13 protein-coding genes are annotated in these 15,989 nt (G+C 66.7%); 4 read left to right on the top strand and 9 right to left on the bottom strand.

Annotation, left to right across the window (positions count from 1 at the left end; translation table 11 throughout):
• Window positions 1-2: 2 nt before the first annotated feature.
• The 8 genes from AYJ57_RS19060 to AYJ57_RS19025 form a co-directional block, all read right to left on the bottom strand.
• Window positions 3-1,592: a GMC family oxidoreductase gene (locus tag AYJ57_RS19060; protein ID WP_066109740.1), complete on the bottom strand. Its 1,590-nt coding sequence runs from the start codon at window positions 1,590-1,592 to the stop codon at window positions 3-5.
• A 57-nt stretch (window positions 1,593-1,649) separates the two neighbouring features.
• The gene (locus AYJ57_RS19055; RefSeq protein WP_193789537.1) at window positions 1,650-2,180 is read right to left on the bottom strand and encodes a sugar dehydrogenase complex small subunit; all 531 of its coding nucleotides are present in this window, start codon (window positions 2,178-2,180) and stop codon (window positions 1,650-1,652) included.
• A 365-nt stretch (window positions 2,181-2,545) separates the two neighbouring features.
• Window positions 2,546-3,013, bottom strand: a complete 468-nt coding sequence (gene cynS / locus AYJ57_RS19050; RefSeq protein ID WP_066109737.1) for a cyanase — start codon at window positions 3,011-3,013, stop codon at window positions 2,546-2,548.
• Window positions 3,014-3,039: 26 nt separating this feature from the next.
• Window positions 3,040-4,773: a bifunctional protein-serine/threonine kinase/phosphatase gene (locus AYJ57_RS19045; RefSeq protein WP_217621123.1), complete on the bottom strand. Its 1,734-nt coding sequence runs from the start codon at window positions 4,771-4,773 to the stop codon at window positions 3,040-3,042.
• Window positions 4,774-4,847: 74 nt separating this feature from the next.
• On the bottom strand, window positions 4,848-5,693 hold the full coding sequence (locus AYJ57_RS19040) for a formate/nitrite transporter family protein (protein ID WP_066109735.1): 846 nt from the start codon (window positions 5,691-5,693) through the stop codon (window positions 4,848-4,850).
• 39 nt (window positions 5,694-5,732) lie between these two features.
• The gene (gene nirD / locus AYJ57_RS19035; RefSeq protein ID WP_066109732.1) at window positions 5,733-6,086 is read right to left on the bottom strand and encodes a nitrite reductase small subunit NirD; all 354 of its coding nucleotides are present in this window, start codon (window positions 6,084-6,086) and stop codon (window positions 5,733-5,735) included.
• Window positions 6,083-8,560 carry a nitrite reductase large subunit NirB gene (gene nirB / locus AYJ57_RS19030; protein ID WP_066109728.1) on the bottom strand — a complete coding sequence of 826 codons (2,478 nt, stop codon included), beginning with the start codon at window positions 8,558-8,560 and terminating at the stop codon, window positions 6,083-6,085. Before nirB ends, nirD begins: the two co-directional genes overlap by 4 nt.
• 448 nt (window positions 8,561-9,008) lie before the next feature.
• A complete protein-coding gene (locus AYJ57_RS19025) occupies window positions 9,009-9,569 on the bottom strand; it encodes a HutD/Ves family protein (protein WP_066109725.1) in 561 nt (186 codons plus the stop codon).
• A gap of 157 nt (window positions 9,570-9,726) precedes the next feature.
• Between AYJ57_RS19025 and AYJ57_RS19020 the strand changes: the two genes are divergently transcribed.
• A complete protein-coding gene (locus AYJ57_RS19020) occupies window positions 9,727-11,085 on the top strand; it encodes a formimidoylglutamate deiminase (RefSeq protein ID WP_066109722.1) in 1,359 nt (452 codons plus the stop codon).
• Window positions 11,086-11,193: 108 nt separating this feature from the next.
• Here AYJ57_RS19020 and AYJ57_RS25965 read toward each other — a convergent pair whose 3' ends face one another.
• Entirely contained in the window at window positions 11,194-11,364 is a 171-nt protein-coding gene (locus tag AYJ57_RS25965) for a hypothetical protein (RefSeq protein WP_157374271.1), read from the bottom strand.
• Between the two features lie 250 nt (window positions 11,365-11,614).
• On the opposite strand from AYJ57_RS25965, the gene AYJ57_RS19015 reads away from it, so the two are divergent.
• The 3 genes from AYJ57_RS19015 (at window position 11,615) to AYJ57_RS19005 (ending at window position 15,953) form a co-directional block, all read left to right on the top strand.
• On the top strand, window positions 11,615-13,234 hold the full coding sequence (locus AYJ57_RS19015; RefSeq protein ID WP_066109719.1) for a Na/Pi cotransporter family protein: 1,620 nt from the start codon (window positions 11,615-11,617) through the stop codon (window positions 13,232-13,234).
• A 106-nt stretch (window positions 13,235-13,340) separates the two neighbouring features.
• A complete protein-coding gene (locus tag AYJ57_RS19010) occupies window positions 13,341-14,660 on the top strand; it encodes an MFS transporter (RefSeq protein ID WP_066109716.1) in 1,320 nt (439 codons plus the stop codon).
• A 117-nt stretch (window positions 14,661-14,777) separates the two neighbouring features.
• Window positions 14,778-15,953 (top strand): TIGR03862 family flavoprotein, encoded by a 1,176-nt coding sequence (locus tag AYJ57_RS19005; protein ID WP_066109713.1) that lies wholly within the window; start codon window positions 14,778-14,780, stop codon window positions 15,951-15,953.
• Window positions 15,954-15,989 lie beyond the last annotated feature (36 nt).

Below are 15,989 nucleotides of genomic sequence, written 5' to 3'. Positions count from 1 at the left end.
GATCACACCTCCCGCGCGATGGTGTCTGCGGCGCGGATGCCCAAGGCCACCGCGGTCAGCGTCGGGTTCACCACCGAAGAGGACGGCAGGTTGCCGGTGCCCACGACGAAGAGGTTCTCGTGCTCCCAGCTGCGGCAGTCCTTGTCGACCACCGAGTCCGAGGGATCGTCGCCCATGATCGTCGTCCCCATAATGTGGTCGTGGTTGGCCAGATCGCGCGACATGTTCAGCGTCTCGCCGTCCATCGCCTCGACGAAGTTGGTGAAATCGGCGATGCAGGGATCGATCGCGCCGCGGCAGTAGTCGTCGACGTTGAAGGTCAGGCGGATATTGGGATTGCCAAGCGCATCCGTCTTGTCCCCCAGCTGCACCCGGTTGGCCGGGTCGGGCAGCGTCTCGAACATCGAATAGAGGCTCATGTAGCGCGCGCTGTCGTGGCGGATGCGCTCGTCAAGCTCCGAGCCCAGAACCCCCTGCCCCAGAAGCCGCTTGGTGATGTTCTCATTCGGCACGAAGTTGTTCACCGCGTGTTTCATCCCCGAGTGGCGCGAGCGGCTCTCGCCATCGCGGTGGCTGAAGATGGCGCCCTGCTGGATCGGCCCACGCCCCGGCCAGACCGCGTCTTTCGAGAAGAAGTCCACGCCAAGCCCGAGGTGCGGCATCAGGTAACGCCCGACCATATCGTTGGAATTGCCGACGTCCGACATGATCATCAGCTTGGGGCTTTCATAGCCATGCGCCGCCAGAACGAAGGCCTTGGCCGACAGCCGCGCTTCCGAGCCGTCCGAGGATTTGTAGTGCACCGAGGCGATCTTGCCGTCCGGCCCCTTCTCGATCTTGTCGACCGTGGCGTCGGTGATCAGCTTGCAGCCCGCCTCGACCGCCAAGTCGGCATGGAAGACGCCGCTATAGTTGGCCCCGATCGGGCAGACCGGCGCGCAGTTGTTGTTGCCCACACAGCCCGGACGGCCCCGGTAGTTGCCGCTCATCATCGCCGAGGGCTCGGCGACGATCTCGTAGCCCTTGGGCGCGATGGCCGCGGCAAAGGTGTCGAGCATGTAGCTGTTCTTTTGCGCCGGCATCGGAAACTCGCGCGAGCGCGGCGGCCATGTCTCACCGGGGCGGATGCCCGACTGATCTTCCTGCAGATTGCCCGCGACGCCGATCTCATATTCGGCCTTGTCGTACCACGGCTCGAGGTCTTCGTATTCGATCGGCCAGTCGCGCGAGACGCCGTAGAGCGACTTCATCTTGAAATCGCTGGGAATGAAGCGCCATGTCGCCCCGCCCCAATGCCATGTCGAGCCGCCCACCAGTTTGAGGAAGTTAGCGACCATTTCGTAGTCGCCGTCGTTCTCGACGTAACCATGCGACGAGGACGTATGCGCCCAAGGCTGATCGGGGTACGGGCCGTTATAGTCCTGACGGCGCGGCGATTTGCGAAAGCTCTCGATCAGCTTCCAGCGCGGGATGCGCACGCCGGCCTCAAGGATGATGACGGATTTGCCTTGCTTTGCCAGCTCGTAGGCGGCGTTGCTGCCGACGGTGCCGGAGCCGATGACGATGACATCGGCGTCGTAGTCTTGTGCCATATCTGGGAATCCAGTTCGGTGAAAAAGGGGCGGAGGAGACCGGGCAAACCGCCCGCGTCAGTCGTCGGCGACACTCGCCGGAGGCTCGGCCCAATAGTTCATCTTGTGCTGTGAATAGGTGGGGATCGGCGTCGCGTCGGAGGTCGGCCCCCACATCAGCGCATCGCGATAGGTGACGAAGCGCGCGTCGTCGCTTTCCTGCGACGGGTCCGGTGTGCCGGTGTAGCCAAGATACCAGACCGCGGTGATCGTGGTCATTGTATCACGCAGGTCCTGCGCGGGCCCGGTGGCGAGGAATGCGTCCACCGTCTCGCTGCCGCTTTCGGTCAGGGCGGTGTCCAGCGCCTCGAGCTTCGCGCCGAAGTCCGGGTCAAGCTCTGTCAGCTGCGCATAGGCCCGCTCGACCAGCGCCGGGTTCAGGCTGTCCTGACGGGTGACGAAGGCACTGATCGCGCCGAAGCCCTCGGCGCCGCTGCTTGCGGCCAGCACGCGCCCCGCACCGAAGGTCGCGCCCGAGGCCGCCGCCAGACCGGCCAGCGCCGATGTCAGGAGGAACTCACGCCTGCGAAGTCTGTGTCCACTCGGCACGCTGGAGGCGCTTCCGCGATGGGGGGTGCGCCCTCCGCTCGGACTGCGCGGGGGAAACAGGTTCGGCATGGTGATACTCCCTTACTGGAATGCGGGCGCACACCGGGCAGCATCAGAGAAACCTCTGGGAAACAAAGAAGATCCCCGTCCGGCCCGGTGGAGGCGCGGCGCAATGCAGCAATATGCCGCAGGGGAAAGCCGCACAATCCGTCGGCGCTCGAAGGAACTCTTCACGAAAATCGAAAGATAGGGCGCATGCCTTTGCGATTTTCAGGCAGTCCGAAAGGACGCGCGATGAGAAAGGGACCGGCAGCGCCCCGCGCTCCGGTCCCCATCAATACTGGCAGACAGGCGGAGGCCCGCGCTTACCAAGCGTTGTAGCCGAGGTATTTTCCGGACATCTCGATCTTCACCCGGTCGCCCTTTTCATGCGGCACGCGCGTCACCTCCATGTCGAAGTCGATGGCCGACATGATGCCGTCGCCGAACTCTTCGTGGATCAGCGCCTTGATGGTCGGGCCATAGACGCCGACGATCTCATAGAGCCGGTAGATGCAGGGATCGGTCGGCACGGTCTGGCTCCAGACCTTGGTCGGGCTTTCGATCAGCGCCTCTTCGGCTTCGGCGGGCAGGTCAAGCAGCGCCACCAACGCTTTGGCCTTCGCGGGCGGCATCGCGTTCATGCCGACACAGGCCGAATGGGTCCAAACCGGCGACATGCCGATTTCCTTGGCGATCCCCTCCCAGCTCAGGCCGGCACGTTTCTTGGCGGCGAGGATCAGCGCGGCGACATCGTCCTTGGTCAGATCCTGCGGGATGAGTGCGTCTTTCATGGCATTGCTCCTTTCGAGGGTGAGGGTCAGCCGCCCAGTTGGGCGGCGAGGATAAGGCAGAGCGCCGCAAGGATCGCGGAGACGGCCTGCCAGAAACGGACGGGATTGCGCGCTGCAAGCGGGCGACGATGCGCGGCCTGCCAGCCCGGCGCGGGACGGCGCAGATCGGCAAGGAATTCCGAAAGCGCGTCGGGACGGCGGAGCGGGTCGGGATGCAAAGCGCGTTCCAGCGCGGCATCCACCCAGCCGGGCACGCCGCTCGTCTCGTCGCAGGCCGAGCGGTAGACGAGGCGCATCTGGTCCCGGCGCGAGGCGATGCGGGCCACCTGAGAGCCATAGGGCAAAAGCCCGGTCAGCATCTCGTAGCCGATCACCGCCAGCGCATACATGTCGGACCGCCAGCTCACCACATCCCCCGAAAGATACTCGGGCGCGGTGTATTGGTAGGTTCCGGGCATCTCGCCCATGAGGCCCGGCGTCGCCTCTTCCACACCGGCCACGGCGACCGAGCCGAAATCGATGATCCGCAGCGTGCCGTCACCGTCGATCAGCAGGTTCTCGGGCCGGATATCCTGATGGATCATCTCGCGGCGGTGCATCGTGCGCAGCCCGTCCGCCACCTGCTGCAAGATGCTGCGCACCTCGTCGAGCGATGGCTTCGGGTGGTCGGTCATCCATTGGCGCAGGGTGACGCCCTCGACATAGTCGGTGACCCCGTAAAGCGCGCTGCGCGGCCCCGGCAATGGCGCAGCGCGCAGCACATGCGGGCTGTGGATGCGGCGCGCCACCCAGTCCTCCAGCAGGAAGCGCCGCCGCGCCTCTGGGTCTTCGGCGATCTCGGAGGCGGGAATTTTCAGCGCCACCCGCGTGCCGTCTGGTGCGGCAGCGAGGAACACATGGCTGCGCGCAGAATGGTGGAGCGCGCGCAGGATGCGAAACCCGTCGATCTCCTGCCCCGGCTTCGGCAGCGGCGGCACCGGCAGGCGCGCCGCCTCGTCGCCCAGCGCGGCGCTGCCGGGCTCGGGCAACGCGTCGACACGCAGGATCTGCGCGGTGAGATTGTCAGCGCTGCCCCGGCGCAGCGCATGGGCCACCAACTCCTCGGCCACCGCGTCGAGATCCTCGGTCCGGTCCAGCACCGCGCGCAGGTCGCGCCCGGTGACATGCTCATGCACACCGTCGGTGGTCAGCACGAAGACATCCCCCACCTGGAGCGGCACCCGGCGGTGGTCGATGCGCAGCTCTGGGCTGACGCCCATGGCCCGCGCCAGCATCCCGCCGCTGCGGTGGTCTTCGGTGAGCGGCTCTAGGCTGTCGCCGGAGAGGCGCGCAATGTGGCTGTCGCCGATGTGAAAGAGATGGGCGCTGCGGCCCTTCAGCACCATCGCCGAGAAGGTGCACACATAGCCCCGGTCGGGATCGCCCGGTGCCACGGCGCGCGACTGGCCGTGCAGCCATGCGTTCGTCGCAGAGATCACCCGGCTGGCAGAGGTCTGCACCGTCCAGCTTTCGGGCGTGTCGTAGTAATCGGTCAGCATCGCGCCCACCGCCATCTCGGCGGCCGCGCGGGAAAAGCGACTGCTGGAAATACCGTCAGCCAGAGCCACCACCGCGCCTTTGAGCGCCAGTTGCATCCCCTCCGGCAGCAGCGCGCCGTGAAAGTCCTGCATCTGCGGCTTCGCGCCTTGTGCGGCGTGCTGGCCAAGCGAGAGGCGCAATCCGGTGGCGGCGGTCATGGCGTCGGCGGTGTCTCGGGGCATGGCGGATGTCCGGTCACAGGGACAAATGAAAAAGAGGCCCCGCACGCAAGCGGGGCCCAAGGGGGAGGTCAATCTTATTCGGCGGGAACGCCTGCGGTGTCGTCGTTGCGGCCCGCGTTGCGCTTCGGCGATTCACGGAAGTGGGTTGCGTAGATCATGCCGCCCACGAAGGTCAGACCGCCGACGAGGTTGCCCAGCACCACCGGAATCTCGTTGTAGGCGAGGTAGTCGAACCAGGTGAACTGGCCGCCCAGCATGATGCCCGAGGGGAAGAGGAACATGTTGACGATCGAATGCTCGAAGCCGAGGTAGAAGAACACGAGGATCGGCATCCACATGGCCATGATCTTGCCGCCCGTGGAGGAGGACATCATCGCCGCGACCACGCCGGTCGAGACCATCCAGTTGCACAGCACGGCGCGGGTGAAGACGGTCAGCAAGCCTGCGCCGCCAGCTGCGGCATAGCCAAGCGTCCGGGCCTCACCGATCGAGCCGATCTTCTGGCCCACGGCGTTGGGCTCGGTCGAGAAGCCGGTGGTGAAGACGATGGCCATCAGGATCGCGGTGGTCATAGCGCCCGCGAAGTTGCCGCAGAACACCAGACCCCAGTTGCGGAAAACACCTTTCCAGGTGCAGCCCGGACGCTTGGCGATCACCGCCAGCGGCGCGAGCGTGAAAACGCCGGTCAGCAGGTCGAAGCCCATCAGGTAGAGCATGCAGAAGCCGACCGGGAAGAGCAGCGAGGCAACGAGGAAGTTGCCGGTGTTGACCGCGATGGTCACCGCAAAGGCGGCGGCCAGCGCGAGGATGGCACCGGCCATATAGGCGCGGATGAGCGTGTCCTTGGTGGACATGAAGATCTTGGATTCGCCGGCGTCGACCATCTTGGCCGCGAATTCCTTGGGAGCGATATACGACATTTTCTGTGTCCTTTGCTGAGAAGGGTTCGGGGCCGGAAGTCAGGCGCCCATTTCGAGGTTCGGTTCGAGGTTCAGGTAGATGTCCCGCCCATCCAGACGGACGGGGAAGGAGGCGGTGCGGCCTTCGTCGGCGCCTGTGGCGGCACCGGTCTCCAGCGAGATCACCCAGTTGTGCAGGGGACATGTGACGCAGCCGTCATGCACGATCCCCTGACTGAGCGGCCCGTTCTTGTGCGGGCATTTGTCTTCGAGAGCGAAGACGCGGTCATCCGCGGTGCGGAAGACGGCAATCGTGGTCTCCCCGTTTTTGACGCAGCGCGCGCCTTGGCTGGGGATGTCGTCGATGGAGCCGATCAGGCGCCATGCGTTGGTGTCGCGCGTGAGGGCGTTCATTCTGCAGGCTCCACTTTGGCGGTTGCGGGGGCGAGGTCCTCACCGAAGACGGCGAGCGGCTTGAATTCATGCTTGTCGACGCCCGAGACGCGCTCGGACCACGGGTCGGACTGCGAGAATTTCTGGCTCAGCACGAAGCGCTCGTAATAGGCGCGGCGGCTCTCCAGATCGTCGAGGATCGCGGCCTTCACAGTGTCGTAGCCGACGCGATCCGCCCATTTGTAAATCCGCTCGAGGTAAAAACCCTGCTCGCGGTACATCTGGGTCATGGCGGCGGCGATCTCGATCACCTCCTCCTCGGTAGCCACGGTGCCAAGCTTGGTCGTGCCTTGGATGTGCAGGCCCGCAGCGCCGCCGTAGACGATCTCGTAGCCGCTCTCGACACAGATCACGCCGATGTCCTTGCAGGTCGCCTCGGCGCAGTTGCGCGGACAGCCAGTCACGGCCAGCTTCACCTTGGCGGGCGTCCACGAGCCCCAGAGGAACTTTTCGAGCTTGATGCCGAGCCCGGTGCTGTCCTGCGTGCCAAAGCGGCACCACGTGCTGCCGACGCAGGTCTTTACCGTGCGCAGCCCCTTGGCATAGGCGTGGCCCGAGACCAGCCCGGCAGCGTTGAGATCGGCCCAGACCGCGGGAAGGTCTGCCTTCTTCACCCCCAGCAGGTCGATGCGCTGGCCGCCGGTCACCTTCACGTCGGGGATGGCGAACTTGTCGACCACATCCGCGATGGCGCGCAGCTCATCCGAAGAGGTCATCCCGCCCCACATGCGCGGCACGACGGAATAGGTGCCGTCCTTCTGGATATTGGCGTGCACGCGCTCGTTGATGAAGCGGCTCTGCTGATCGTCTTTATACTCGCCCGGCCAGTCGCTGAGCAGGTAGTAGTTCAGCGCAGGGCGGCATTTGGCGCAGCCGTGCGAGCTCTTCCACTCCAGTTCCTGCATCACGGCGGGGATGCTCTTGAGCCCCTGCGCCTTGATCAGGCGGCGCACCTCGCCATGGCCGAGATCGGTGCACCCGCACATGCCCTCGGCCTTCTTGGCGAATGTGTCGCCAAGGGTCAGCGCCATGACCGCCTCCACGAGCCCCGTGCAGGTGCCGCAGGAGGCGCTGGCCTTGGTGTGGGCGCGCACTTCTCCGAGCGACGTCAGCCCCTTTTCATTGATTGCCTGTACGATCTTGCCTTTGCAGATGCCGTTGCAGCCGCAGATTTCCGCGTCGTCCGAAAGATTGGCGACGGCGGCCAGCGGGTCGGCTGCGACGCCGCCACCCTGATGCGCCTGTCCGAAGATCAGCGTGTCGCGCATCTTTGACACATCCTCGCCGGACTTCAGCAGCTCGTTGTACCACATGCCATCGGCCACATCGCCGTAGAGCACGGCTCCGATCACGCGATTGTCCTGCAAGATCACCCGGCGGTAGCTGCCACGGGCGGCGTCACGCAGCACCACGTCCTCGCGGTCCGGCCCGTCGCCGAAATCCCCGACCGAATAAAGGTTGATGCCGGTGACCTTGAGCTTGGTGGGTGTCTCGGCATGGGTGAACGCGGCCTCGGAGACGCCGGAGAGGTGCTCGGCGGCGACCTTTGCCATCTGGTAGAGCGGCGCGACCAGACCGTAGACGCGGCCATCCACCTCGGCGCATTCCCCGACGCTGAAGATGTCCGGGTCCGAGGTGCGCATGGCGAAATCCGTCTGGATGCCGCGCCCCACCTCAAGCCCCGCCTCGCGGGCCAGATCGACCGCAGGCCGGATGCCCACCGCCATAACCACCAGCGAGGCATCGATGATCGTGCCGTCTTCCAGTTCGACGCCTTCGACCTCGCGCTCGCCGAGGATCGCCTTGGTGTTGGCACCGCAGCGCACTTCGATGCCGCGGCTCTCCAGTTCTTTTTGCAGCAGGTAGCCCGCGGCGGGATCGAGTTGGCGCTCCATCAGGGTCGGCATGAGGTGCAGCACGGTCACATCCATGCCGCGCGATTTCAGACCGGCGGCGGCCTCGAGACCAAGAAGGCCGCCGCCGATCACCACGGCCCGGCCGCCCCTATCGGCCGCCCGCAGCATTCCATCCACGTCGTCGAGATCGCGGTACGCCAGCACGCCGGGCAGCTTGTGGCCGGGCACCGGGATGATGAAGGGCGACGAGCCCGTGGCGATCACCAGCTTGTCGTAGGCGGCGGTGATGCCGCTCGCGCCGGTTACGATGCGCGCCTCGCGGTCGATGCCGGTGACCTTCTCGCCGCGGTGCAGCGTGATGCCATGGCCTTCGTACCAAGCGTCGCCGTGGATGATGATGTCTTCAAAGGTCTTCTCGCCCGAGAGCACCGGCGAGAGCATGATGCGGTCGTAGTTCACCCGCGGCTCGGCGTTGAAGATAGTGACGTCATAAGCATCAGGGGCGGCCTCGAAGAGGTGCTCCAGAAGGCGGCCGGGGGCCATGCCGTTGCCGATGATGACGAGGCGCTGTTTGGACATGAGGGGACTCCGGTTTCAGCAGGAAGCGGAACGGGAGACCCCGGGCCGCGGCGATTTCTGTCAGGGAAAACGGAAGGTTGGCAGCTTGCGTTAACCCACGAACCGACATGTGTCGGAGCGAAGATGCAGCGCCTTTGCTGCCTGCCCTCGAAGGGCTCTTGACGGAAATGCCGCGCCGTTGCGGCCGTGGATCGGGGTCGTCCCCGATCGGATGGCTCTGTGCTTAGACCGGACCCGATGCACCCGGCAATATTAATTTGAGGGTCGGTTCCAAATTTTCAGAAAATTACTTCGATGAGGCGCAAAGATGCGCAAAGCACACGCCATGAAAGCCGCGCTTGCGCGGAAAACGTGCATTGCAAGAATGAAGCTCTCTGCGGAAATCAAGCCCCCACGGCTCGCTCATCCCGCCGCGACCACCCTTTGATCGCCGCTCGAACGCGCGCTTTTACCCGTCCGATTCCTCGCCGATCACGATCAGCAGCGCGCCTGCGGGAACCTCAGCCATCCCGGTCGGCACGCGTTCTCCCAGATCGCGCAGGTCGTGCTTCTGCAGCCCCATCTGCGGCAGATCCCGAAGCGCAAAGAGATAAGTGGCGCACGGCGCAGCCGCCTCGGGCAGCGCCTGCCCCTCGCAAAGAACCGCACAGCGATAGGGCGCCCGCACCATGACATTGAGATCAAGCAGCCCGGCCCCGTGAAGTTCTGCCGTGCAGGGCGTTTCGCCGCTGAAGGCAAAGGGGCCGCTCGCCGTATCGAGACGCACCGGCGCGCCGGACCCGACGGTGAGGCTCATCGCGCCGCCCTCCAGCACCGTCAGATTGCGCGACACGCCGGCAAAGGCCGAAAATGGCCCGGAGCCTTCGACCTTCGCCGTGCTGATACGCCACGCGAAATCATCGAACCCCGCGCCCTGCGGGACGCAAATGATCTCTGCGGTCTCGCCGCCGCCGTTCTTCCACGGCGCGAAGTGCCGCTCTGCCCGACTGTGGATCGCGTCGCTCATCATCTGACCTCGCCCGGCGAAGAAGCGGCGTTGAGCCCCTGCGGCTCGATCTTTCCGCTTCCCCTGCCCCCATATTGTATATACATAAAAACAGACGGACAAGCCGTGTCCCCATCGCGGGCATGCGGCGCCCGGGCGCTGACAGGTGAGGCAGGCAACCATGGCAAAAACGACGCTCCACGCGGAACACGCACTTCTTCCCGATGGCTGGGCAAAGGATGTACGGCTCATCCTGCAGGATGGCGAGATCACCGCCGTGGAGACCGCCACGCCGCCGAGCGCCGGAGACGAGCGTCACGCCTACCTTCTGCCGGGCACCGGGAACCTGCACAGCCACGCCTTCCAACGTGCCATGGCGGGCCTTGCAGAGCTGCGCGGCCCCGGCGACGACAGCTTTTGGAGCTGGCGCGAGGCCATGTACCGCTTTGCCCTGTCGATGACGCCCGAGCACGTTCAGGCGGTGGCGGCGCAGCTTTACATGGAAATGCTGGAGGCCGGGTTCACCCGCGTCGGCGAGTTCCACTATCTGCACCACGACAAGGATGGCGCACCCTATGCCGAGATCGGCGAGATGGCCGCGCGCATCGCCGAAGCCAGCCGCGAGACCGGGCTGGGGCTGACCCTGTTGCCGGTGTTCTATGCCCGCTCGGGCTTTGGCGGCACCGCGCCCAATGAGGGCCAGCGCCGCTTCATCAACGAGCCCGACCGCTTTGCCCGCCTGCATGAGGCCTGCCGGGGCATCCTCGGCGATCTTCCCGGCAGCGTTCTCGGGATCGCGCCGCACAGCCTGCGCGCCGCGACGCCGGAGGATCTGGCCGAGGTGCTGCCGCTTGCGCAGGGCGGGCCGATCCATATCCATGTGGCCGAGCAGGTCAAGGAAGTGGAGGATTGCCTCGCGTGGTCCGGCGCGCGCCCGGTGGAATGGCTGCTCGAGAATGCGCCCGTGGACGCGCGCTGGTGCCTGATCCACGCCACGCATATGACCGCTGACGAGACACGCGGCGCGGCCACGCGCGGCGCCATCGCCGGTCTTTGCCCAATCACCGAGGCCAATCTGGGCGACGGCATCTTCGACGCCCCCGGCTATCTCGGGGCCGGTGGCCGCTTTGGTGTGGGCTCCGATTCCAACATCCGCATCTCGCTCACCGAAGAACTGCGCAGCCTCGAATATTCCCAGCGTCTCGGGCTGCGCGCGCGCAACGTGGTGGCCCGCCCCGGCGGCTCCACCGGGCGGCATCTTTTCGAGGGCGCGCTGAACGGCGGCGCCGCGGCGCTTGGCTGTGCGGCTGGCATCGGCACTGGCGCGCCCGGCGATCTGGTCTCGCTCGACACCAGCGCCGCGCCACATGTGCCGCGCGAGCAGTTGCTGGATCACTGGATCTTTGCCGATGGCATCACGGTGGATTGCGTCTGGGCCCGCGGCGCGAAGCGCGTCGCGCAGGGCCGCCACCTGCGCCGCGACGAGATCAGCGCCGCCTTCCGCGCGGCCATGCTCGATCTGGCGCAGAGCCAGCCCTGACAGCGGCGCGCTATCCCGCAAAAAGAAGGACCCTGCCCGGCGCATCCGCAAAGGGACGACCACGGCAGGGCCCAGACATCTGACAGGACGGATTTGAAAAGTCGGATTTCAGCCTTTGCGCACGATCCGCTTTTCAGCCCAAGGCGGGGCGATCCGCATCTCGGGGTGGACCGGGTAGTTCATGTGGTATTCCAGATCGCCGTAGCGGCGCTCGTATACGCCCCAGTCACAGACATACTCGACCCGGTAACCAGCCAGCTTCAGAAGACCTTTGACCATTTTCACTCTCCTTCGTGAAATCTCGGGCCGGTCCGTAGGTGTCGCGGGCCGGTGAAACTGTTCTACCAGCCCACCCCGCCCGGCGCAGGACCCGCGCAGGGATGGGCGGCGGCACCCGGCGGATAGCGACCTAGCCGGTGGGATAGGCGCCGCTCTCCCCGAAGACATATGCGCCAGCCCGCCGCGCCGTCGCGCAGCTGCGACGCCGAGCGACGTCGCGCGATTGCCGCCTTGGTGCTATGGCTGATCCATGGTGTGGAACATTCTCTCTGCTCTGGGCGGCGTCGGCATTTTCCTTGTGGGGATGCTGATGCTCACTGGCGGGCTCAAAGGCCTTGCCGGACGGCAGATGCGCGAGATCCTCGCCCAGTTCACCCGCACCCCGCTCAGCGGCGCGGTCACCGGCGCGCTCACAACGGCGGTGGTGCAATCCTCCAGCGCCACAACCGTGACCGCCGTCGGCTTCGTCGCCGCCGGGATCCTGACCTTCCCGCAGGCGCTGGGGATCATCTTCGGCGCCAATATCGGCACCACGCTCACCGGTTGGATGGTCGCCACGCTCGGCTTCAAGCTCGACCTCGGCGAAGCGGTATTGCCGGTGATCTTCCTTGGTGCGGTGCTGCATCTGTCGGGCCGTCCGCGGCTTGCGGCGCTCGGACAGGCGCTGGCGGGCTTCGGGCTGCTGTTCATCGGCATCGATCATCTGAAGGACGGGCTCGAAGCCTTCGAGGGCGTCGTCACCCCGTCGGATTTCCCCGATGACAGCTTCTGGGGCCGGTTGCAGCTTGTGGGCATCGGGCTGCTGATCACGCTGGTCACGCAATCTTCCAGCGCCGGTGTGGCGACTGCGCTTGCGGCGCTTGGCGCCGGGGCGATCAATTTCCCGCAGGCCGCCGCGCTGGTGATCGGCATGGACGTCGGCACGACATTCACCGCGCTGCTGGCCACCGTCGGAGGCGGCACGATGACCCGGCGCACCGGATCAGCGCATGTGATCTACAACGTGCTGACCGGGATCATGGCACTTGCGCTGCTCGGCCCTTACGCCTCTCTCGTCGCGCCGTGGATCGCCGAAGGCAGCGGGCAGATCGCGCTTGTCGGCTTTCACACGCTGTTCAACGGTTTGGGCGTGATCCTCGTGCTGCCCCTCGCCCGACCCTTTGCGCGGCTGATCGAATGGCTGGTCCCCGAGCGCGGCACCCCGCTCACCGCAGAGCTCGACCCGGCGCTGGTGAGCGAGCCGCGGGTCGCCACGGTGCTGGCGCGGGAGTGTCTGGGCAGGCTCAACACCGCCACCTGCGATCTGCTGGGCCAGCGGCTTGGGGGCACACCCCCGCAGGATGCGCCGACCTATGAGCCGGGGGAGTTGCGCGCGGCGCTGACCGAGCTGCGCGCCTATCTCGACCGCATCCGTCTGACCGAGGCAGATCGCGCGCAAGCGGCGATCATCGGCAGCGCCTTTCATGCCATCGACCACCTGTTCCGGCTGCTGCACCGCTGCGAGCAGGCCGAGCGTGTCGCGGCGCTGGCCAGCACGCACCGGCTGCGGCGTCTGAGCGGCCTCGTCGCGCGCGGCGCCGCCTGTCAGGCGCGGCCCGAGGATCCGATCACCGCCGAGGCCGCGCTGGACCGGCTGCGGCAACTGGCCCGCGATCAGCGCAAGCGCCCGCGCGACCGTATCGTCGATGCGGCGGTGACCGGGCGGATCACCGATGAAGACGCGCTGCACCAGCTTGATGCGCTGCGCTGGCTGCACCGGACCTGCTATCACCTGTGGCGCATCCGGGTGCATCAGAACGCGGCAGCGCCGACCCCTGCGCCCGCCGCCACCGCGTCGGAAGAGGCACGGATCGACGTCGCGCAGGATTGATCTGCAGGGAGAAAATTTCGAGGAGTGCCCAAGCCTTCGGGTTTGGCCGATGCCCACCGCGCGGTTAGGCTCGGGCCATATAAGCCCAGCCTGCCCCCGAGGCCCCATGCTCGAGATCCTCTCCGACCGCGCCTACCGGCACCTTTTCCTAGCTCAGATCGTCGCCCTGCTCGGCACCGGTCTGGCCACGGTTGCGCTGGGGCTGCTGGCCTTCGACCTTGCTGGCGAGAACGCGGCGATGGTGCTGGGCACGGTGTTTACCATCAAGATGGTGGCCTATGTGGGCATCGCCCCCATCGCCGGAGCCTTCGCCGATCGGGTCAACCGGCGGGCGCTTCTGGTCGGGCTCGACCTGCTGCGCGCGGCGGTGGCTCTGGCGCTGCCCTTCGTCACCGAGGTTTGGCAGGTGTATCTGCTGATTTTCGTGCTGCAATCGGCCTCAGCGGGTTTCACCCCGACCTTTCAGGCGACCATCCCCGACGTGCTGCCCGACGAGGCGCGCTACACCCGCGCGCTGTCGCTCTCGCGCCTCGCCTATGATCTGGAGAATATCGTCAGCCCCACCCTCGCGGCGCTGCTGCTGTCGGTGATGAGCTACAACGCGCTGTTCTTCGGCACGGTCGCGGGCTTTCTAGGCTCGGCGCTTCTGGTCGTCTCGGTGCTGCTGCCGAGCCCGCAGCCCGCTGCCCCGCGCGGCATCTATGAGCGCACCACCCGCGGCATCCGCATCTATCTCGCCACGCCGCGGCTGCGCGGCCTCTTGGCGCTGAACCTCGCCGTCTCCGCCGCCGGGGCGATGGTTCTGGTCAATTCCGTGGTGCTGGTGCGCGGCCAGCTTAGCCTGCCCGCCAGCGCGCTTGGCTGGACGATGTTTGCCTTCGGCGCGGGCTCAATGCTTGCGGCGCTGCTGCTGCCGCGGCTGCTGGATCGCCTGCCGGACCGCCCGGTGATGCTCTGCGGTGCCGCGCTGATGGTCGCGGTGCTGCTGGCGCTGGCCGCGCTGACTGCCCGCATGGGCCTCAGCTGGGGCTTACTTCTGCTCTCGTGGATGCTGATCGGGCTGGGATATTCGGCGGTGCTGACGCCTTCGGGACGGCTGCTGCGCCGCTCTGCCCATCCCGAAGACCGCCCGGCGCTCTTTGCCGCGCAATTCGCCCTGAGCCACGCGTGCTGGCTGCTCACCTACCCGCTCTCCGGCTGGCTGATGACAAGCTTCGGCACGGTGCCCGCGCTGCTGGTGCTCGCCGCGCTTTCCGGTGTCGGCATGCTGCTGGCACTGCGGCTCTGGCCCGCGGGCGATCCGACCGAGGTCGAGCACACGCATGACAACCTGCCGCGCGATCATCCGCACCTCAAAAGCGGTCCCCGCCACCGCCATGCGCTGGTGATCGACGACGCGCATCCCACATGGGCGACGAAATTCTGAGCCGCCACCGCAACGCCGGGAACTTGTGCCCGCCGCACAGGCGAGGCAAGACAGAGCAATGCAAACGATGACAGCAGATAGAGGCCGCCGCGGCCAAAGCCGAAAGGCGCGCCGCACATGAGCCGCGCGCTGGTGATCGGCGGCGGACCCGCCGGGCTGATGGCCGCCGAGGCGCTGCTGTCGGCGGGCCATGACGTGACGCTGGCCGAGGCGAAACCCTCGATCGGGCGCAAGCTTCTGATGGCCGGAAAATCTGGACTGAACATCACCAAGGCCGAACCTTTCGCCGCTTTCCTCTCGGCCTATGGCGAGGCTGCGACGGATCTGCGTCCGATGCTCTCGGCCTTCCCGCCCGAAGAGGTGATGCATTGGGCAGAGGGGCTGGGACAAACGCTGTTCACCGGCTCCACCGGGCGGGTGTTTCCGCATGGCATGAAGGCCTCGCCGCTGCTGCGCGCATGGCTGGCGCGGCTCGATGGCATGGGGCTGGAGCGGCACACCCGCTGGCGCTGGACCGGCTGGGACGGCGATGCGGTGCTGATGGACACGCCCGAGGGGCCGCAGCGGCTGACGCCCGAGGCGACTGTGCTGGCGCTTGGCGGCGCAAGCTGGGCGCGGCTCGGCTCGGACGGCAACTGGGCAGGGATCTTCGCCACTGCGGGCCTGCCCGTCACCCCCTTTGCGCCGGCCAACGCCGGGTTGGTGGTGGCGTGGTCGCAGCATATGAAGGCCCAGTTTGGCGCCCCGCTGAAAGGGCTCGCCTTCCGCGCGGGCACGCAGCGGTCACGCGGCGAGGCGGTGATCTCGGCGCGCGGGCTTGAGGGTGGCGGGCTCTACCCGCTGTCGCCCGCGCTGCGCGAAGGCGCGCCGCTGAAGATCGATCTCTGCCCCGACATCGAGCGCGACACGCTGGCCAAGCGCCTCGCCCGCCCGCGCGGCAAGCAGAGCCTGTCGAACCATCTGCGCAAGGTGGTGAAACTCTCGCCCGCCGCCCGCGCCCTTCTGATGGAATGCGCGCGCCCGCTGCCCGATGACCCCGCCGCACTGGCGGCGCTGCTAAAGGCGCTGCCGGTGCCGCATGAAGGGCTGCGCCCGCTGGACGAGGCGATCTCTGTGGCGGGCGGCGTGCCCTTCGCAGCGCTCGACGCAGGGCTGATGCTGAAGGACCGCCCCGGCACATTCGTTGCCGGAGAAATGCTCGACTGGGAGGCCCCGACCGGGGGCTATCTGCTGACCGGCTGCCTTGCCACCGGCCTCTGGGCCGGACGCGCAGCGGCGGCGAGGCTGGGTTAGGCGCCCGCCGCCTCAGGGCTTGGCGGGCGCGCCATG

The sequence above is a fragment of the Salipiger sp. CCB-MM3 genome, from assembly GCF_001687105.1.
Taxonomy (GTDB): Bacteria; Pseudomonadota; Alphaproteobacteria; order Rhodobacterales; family Rhodobacteraceae; genus Salipiger.
This window is presented reverse-complemented; position numbering and strand designations above follow the sequence as displayed.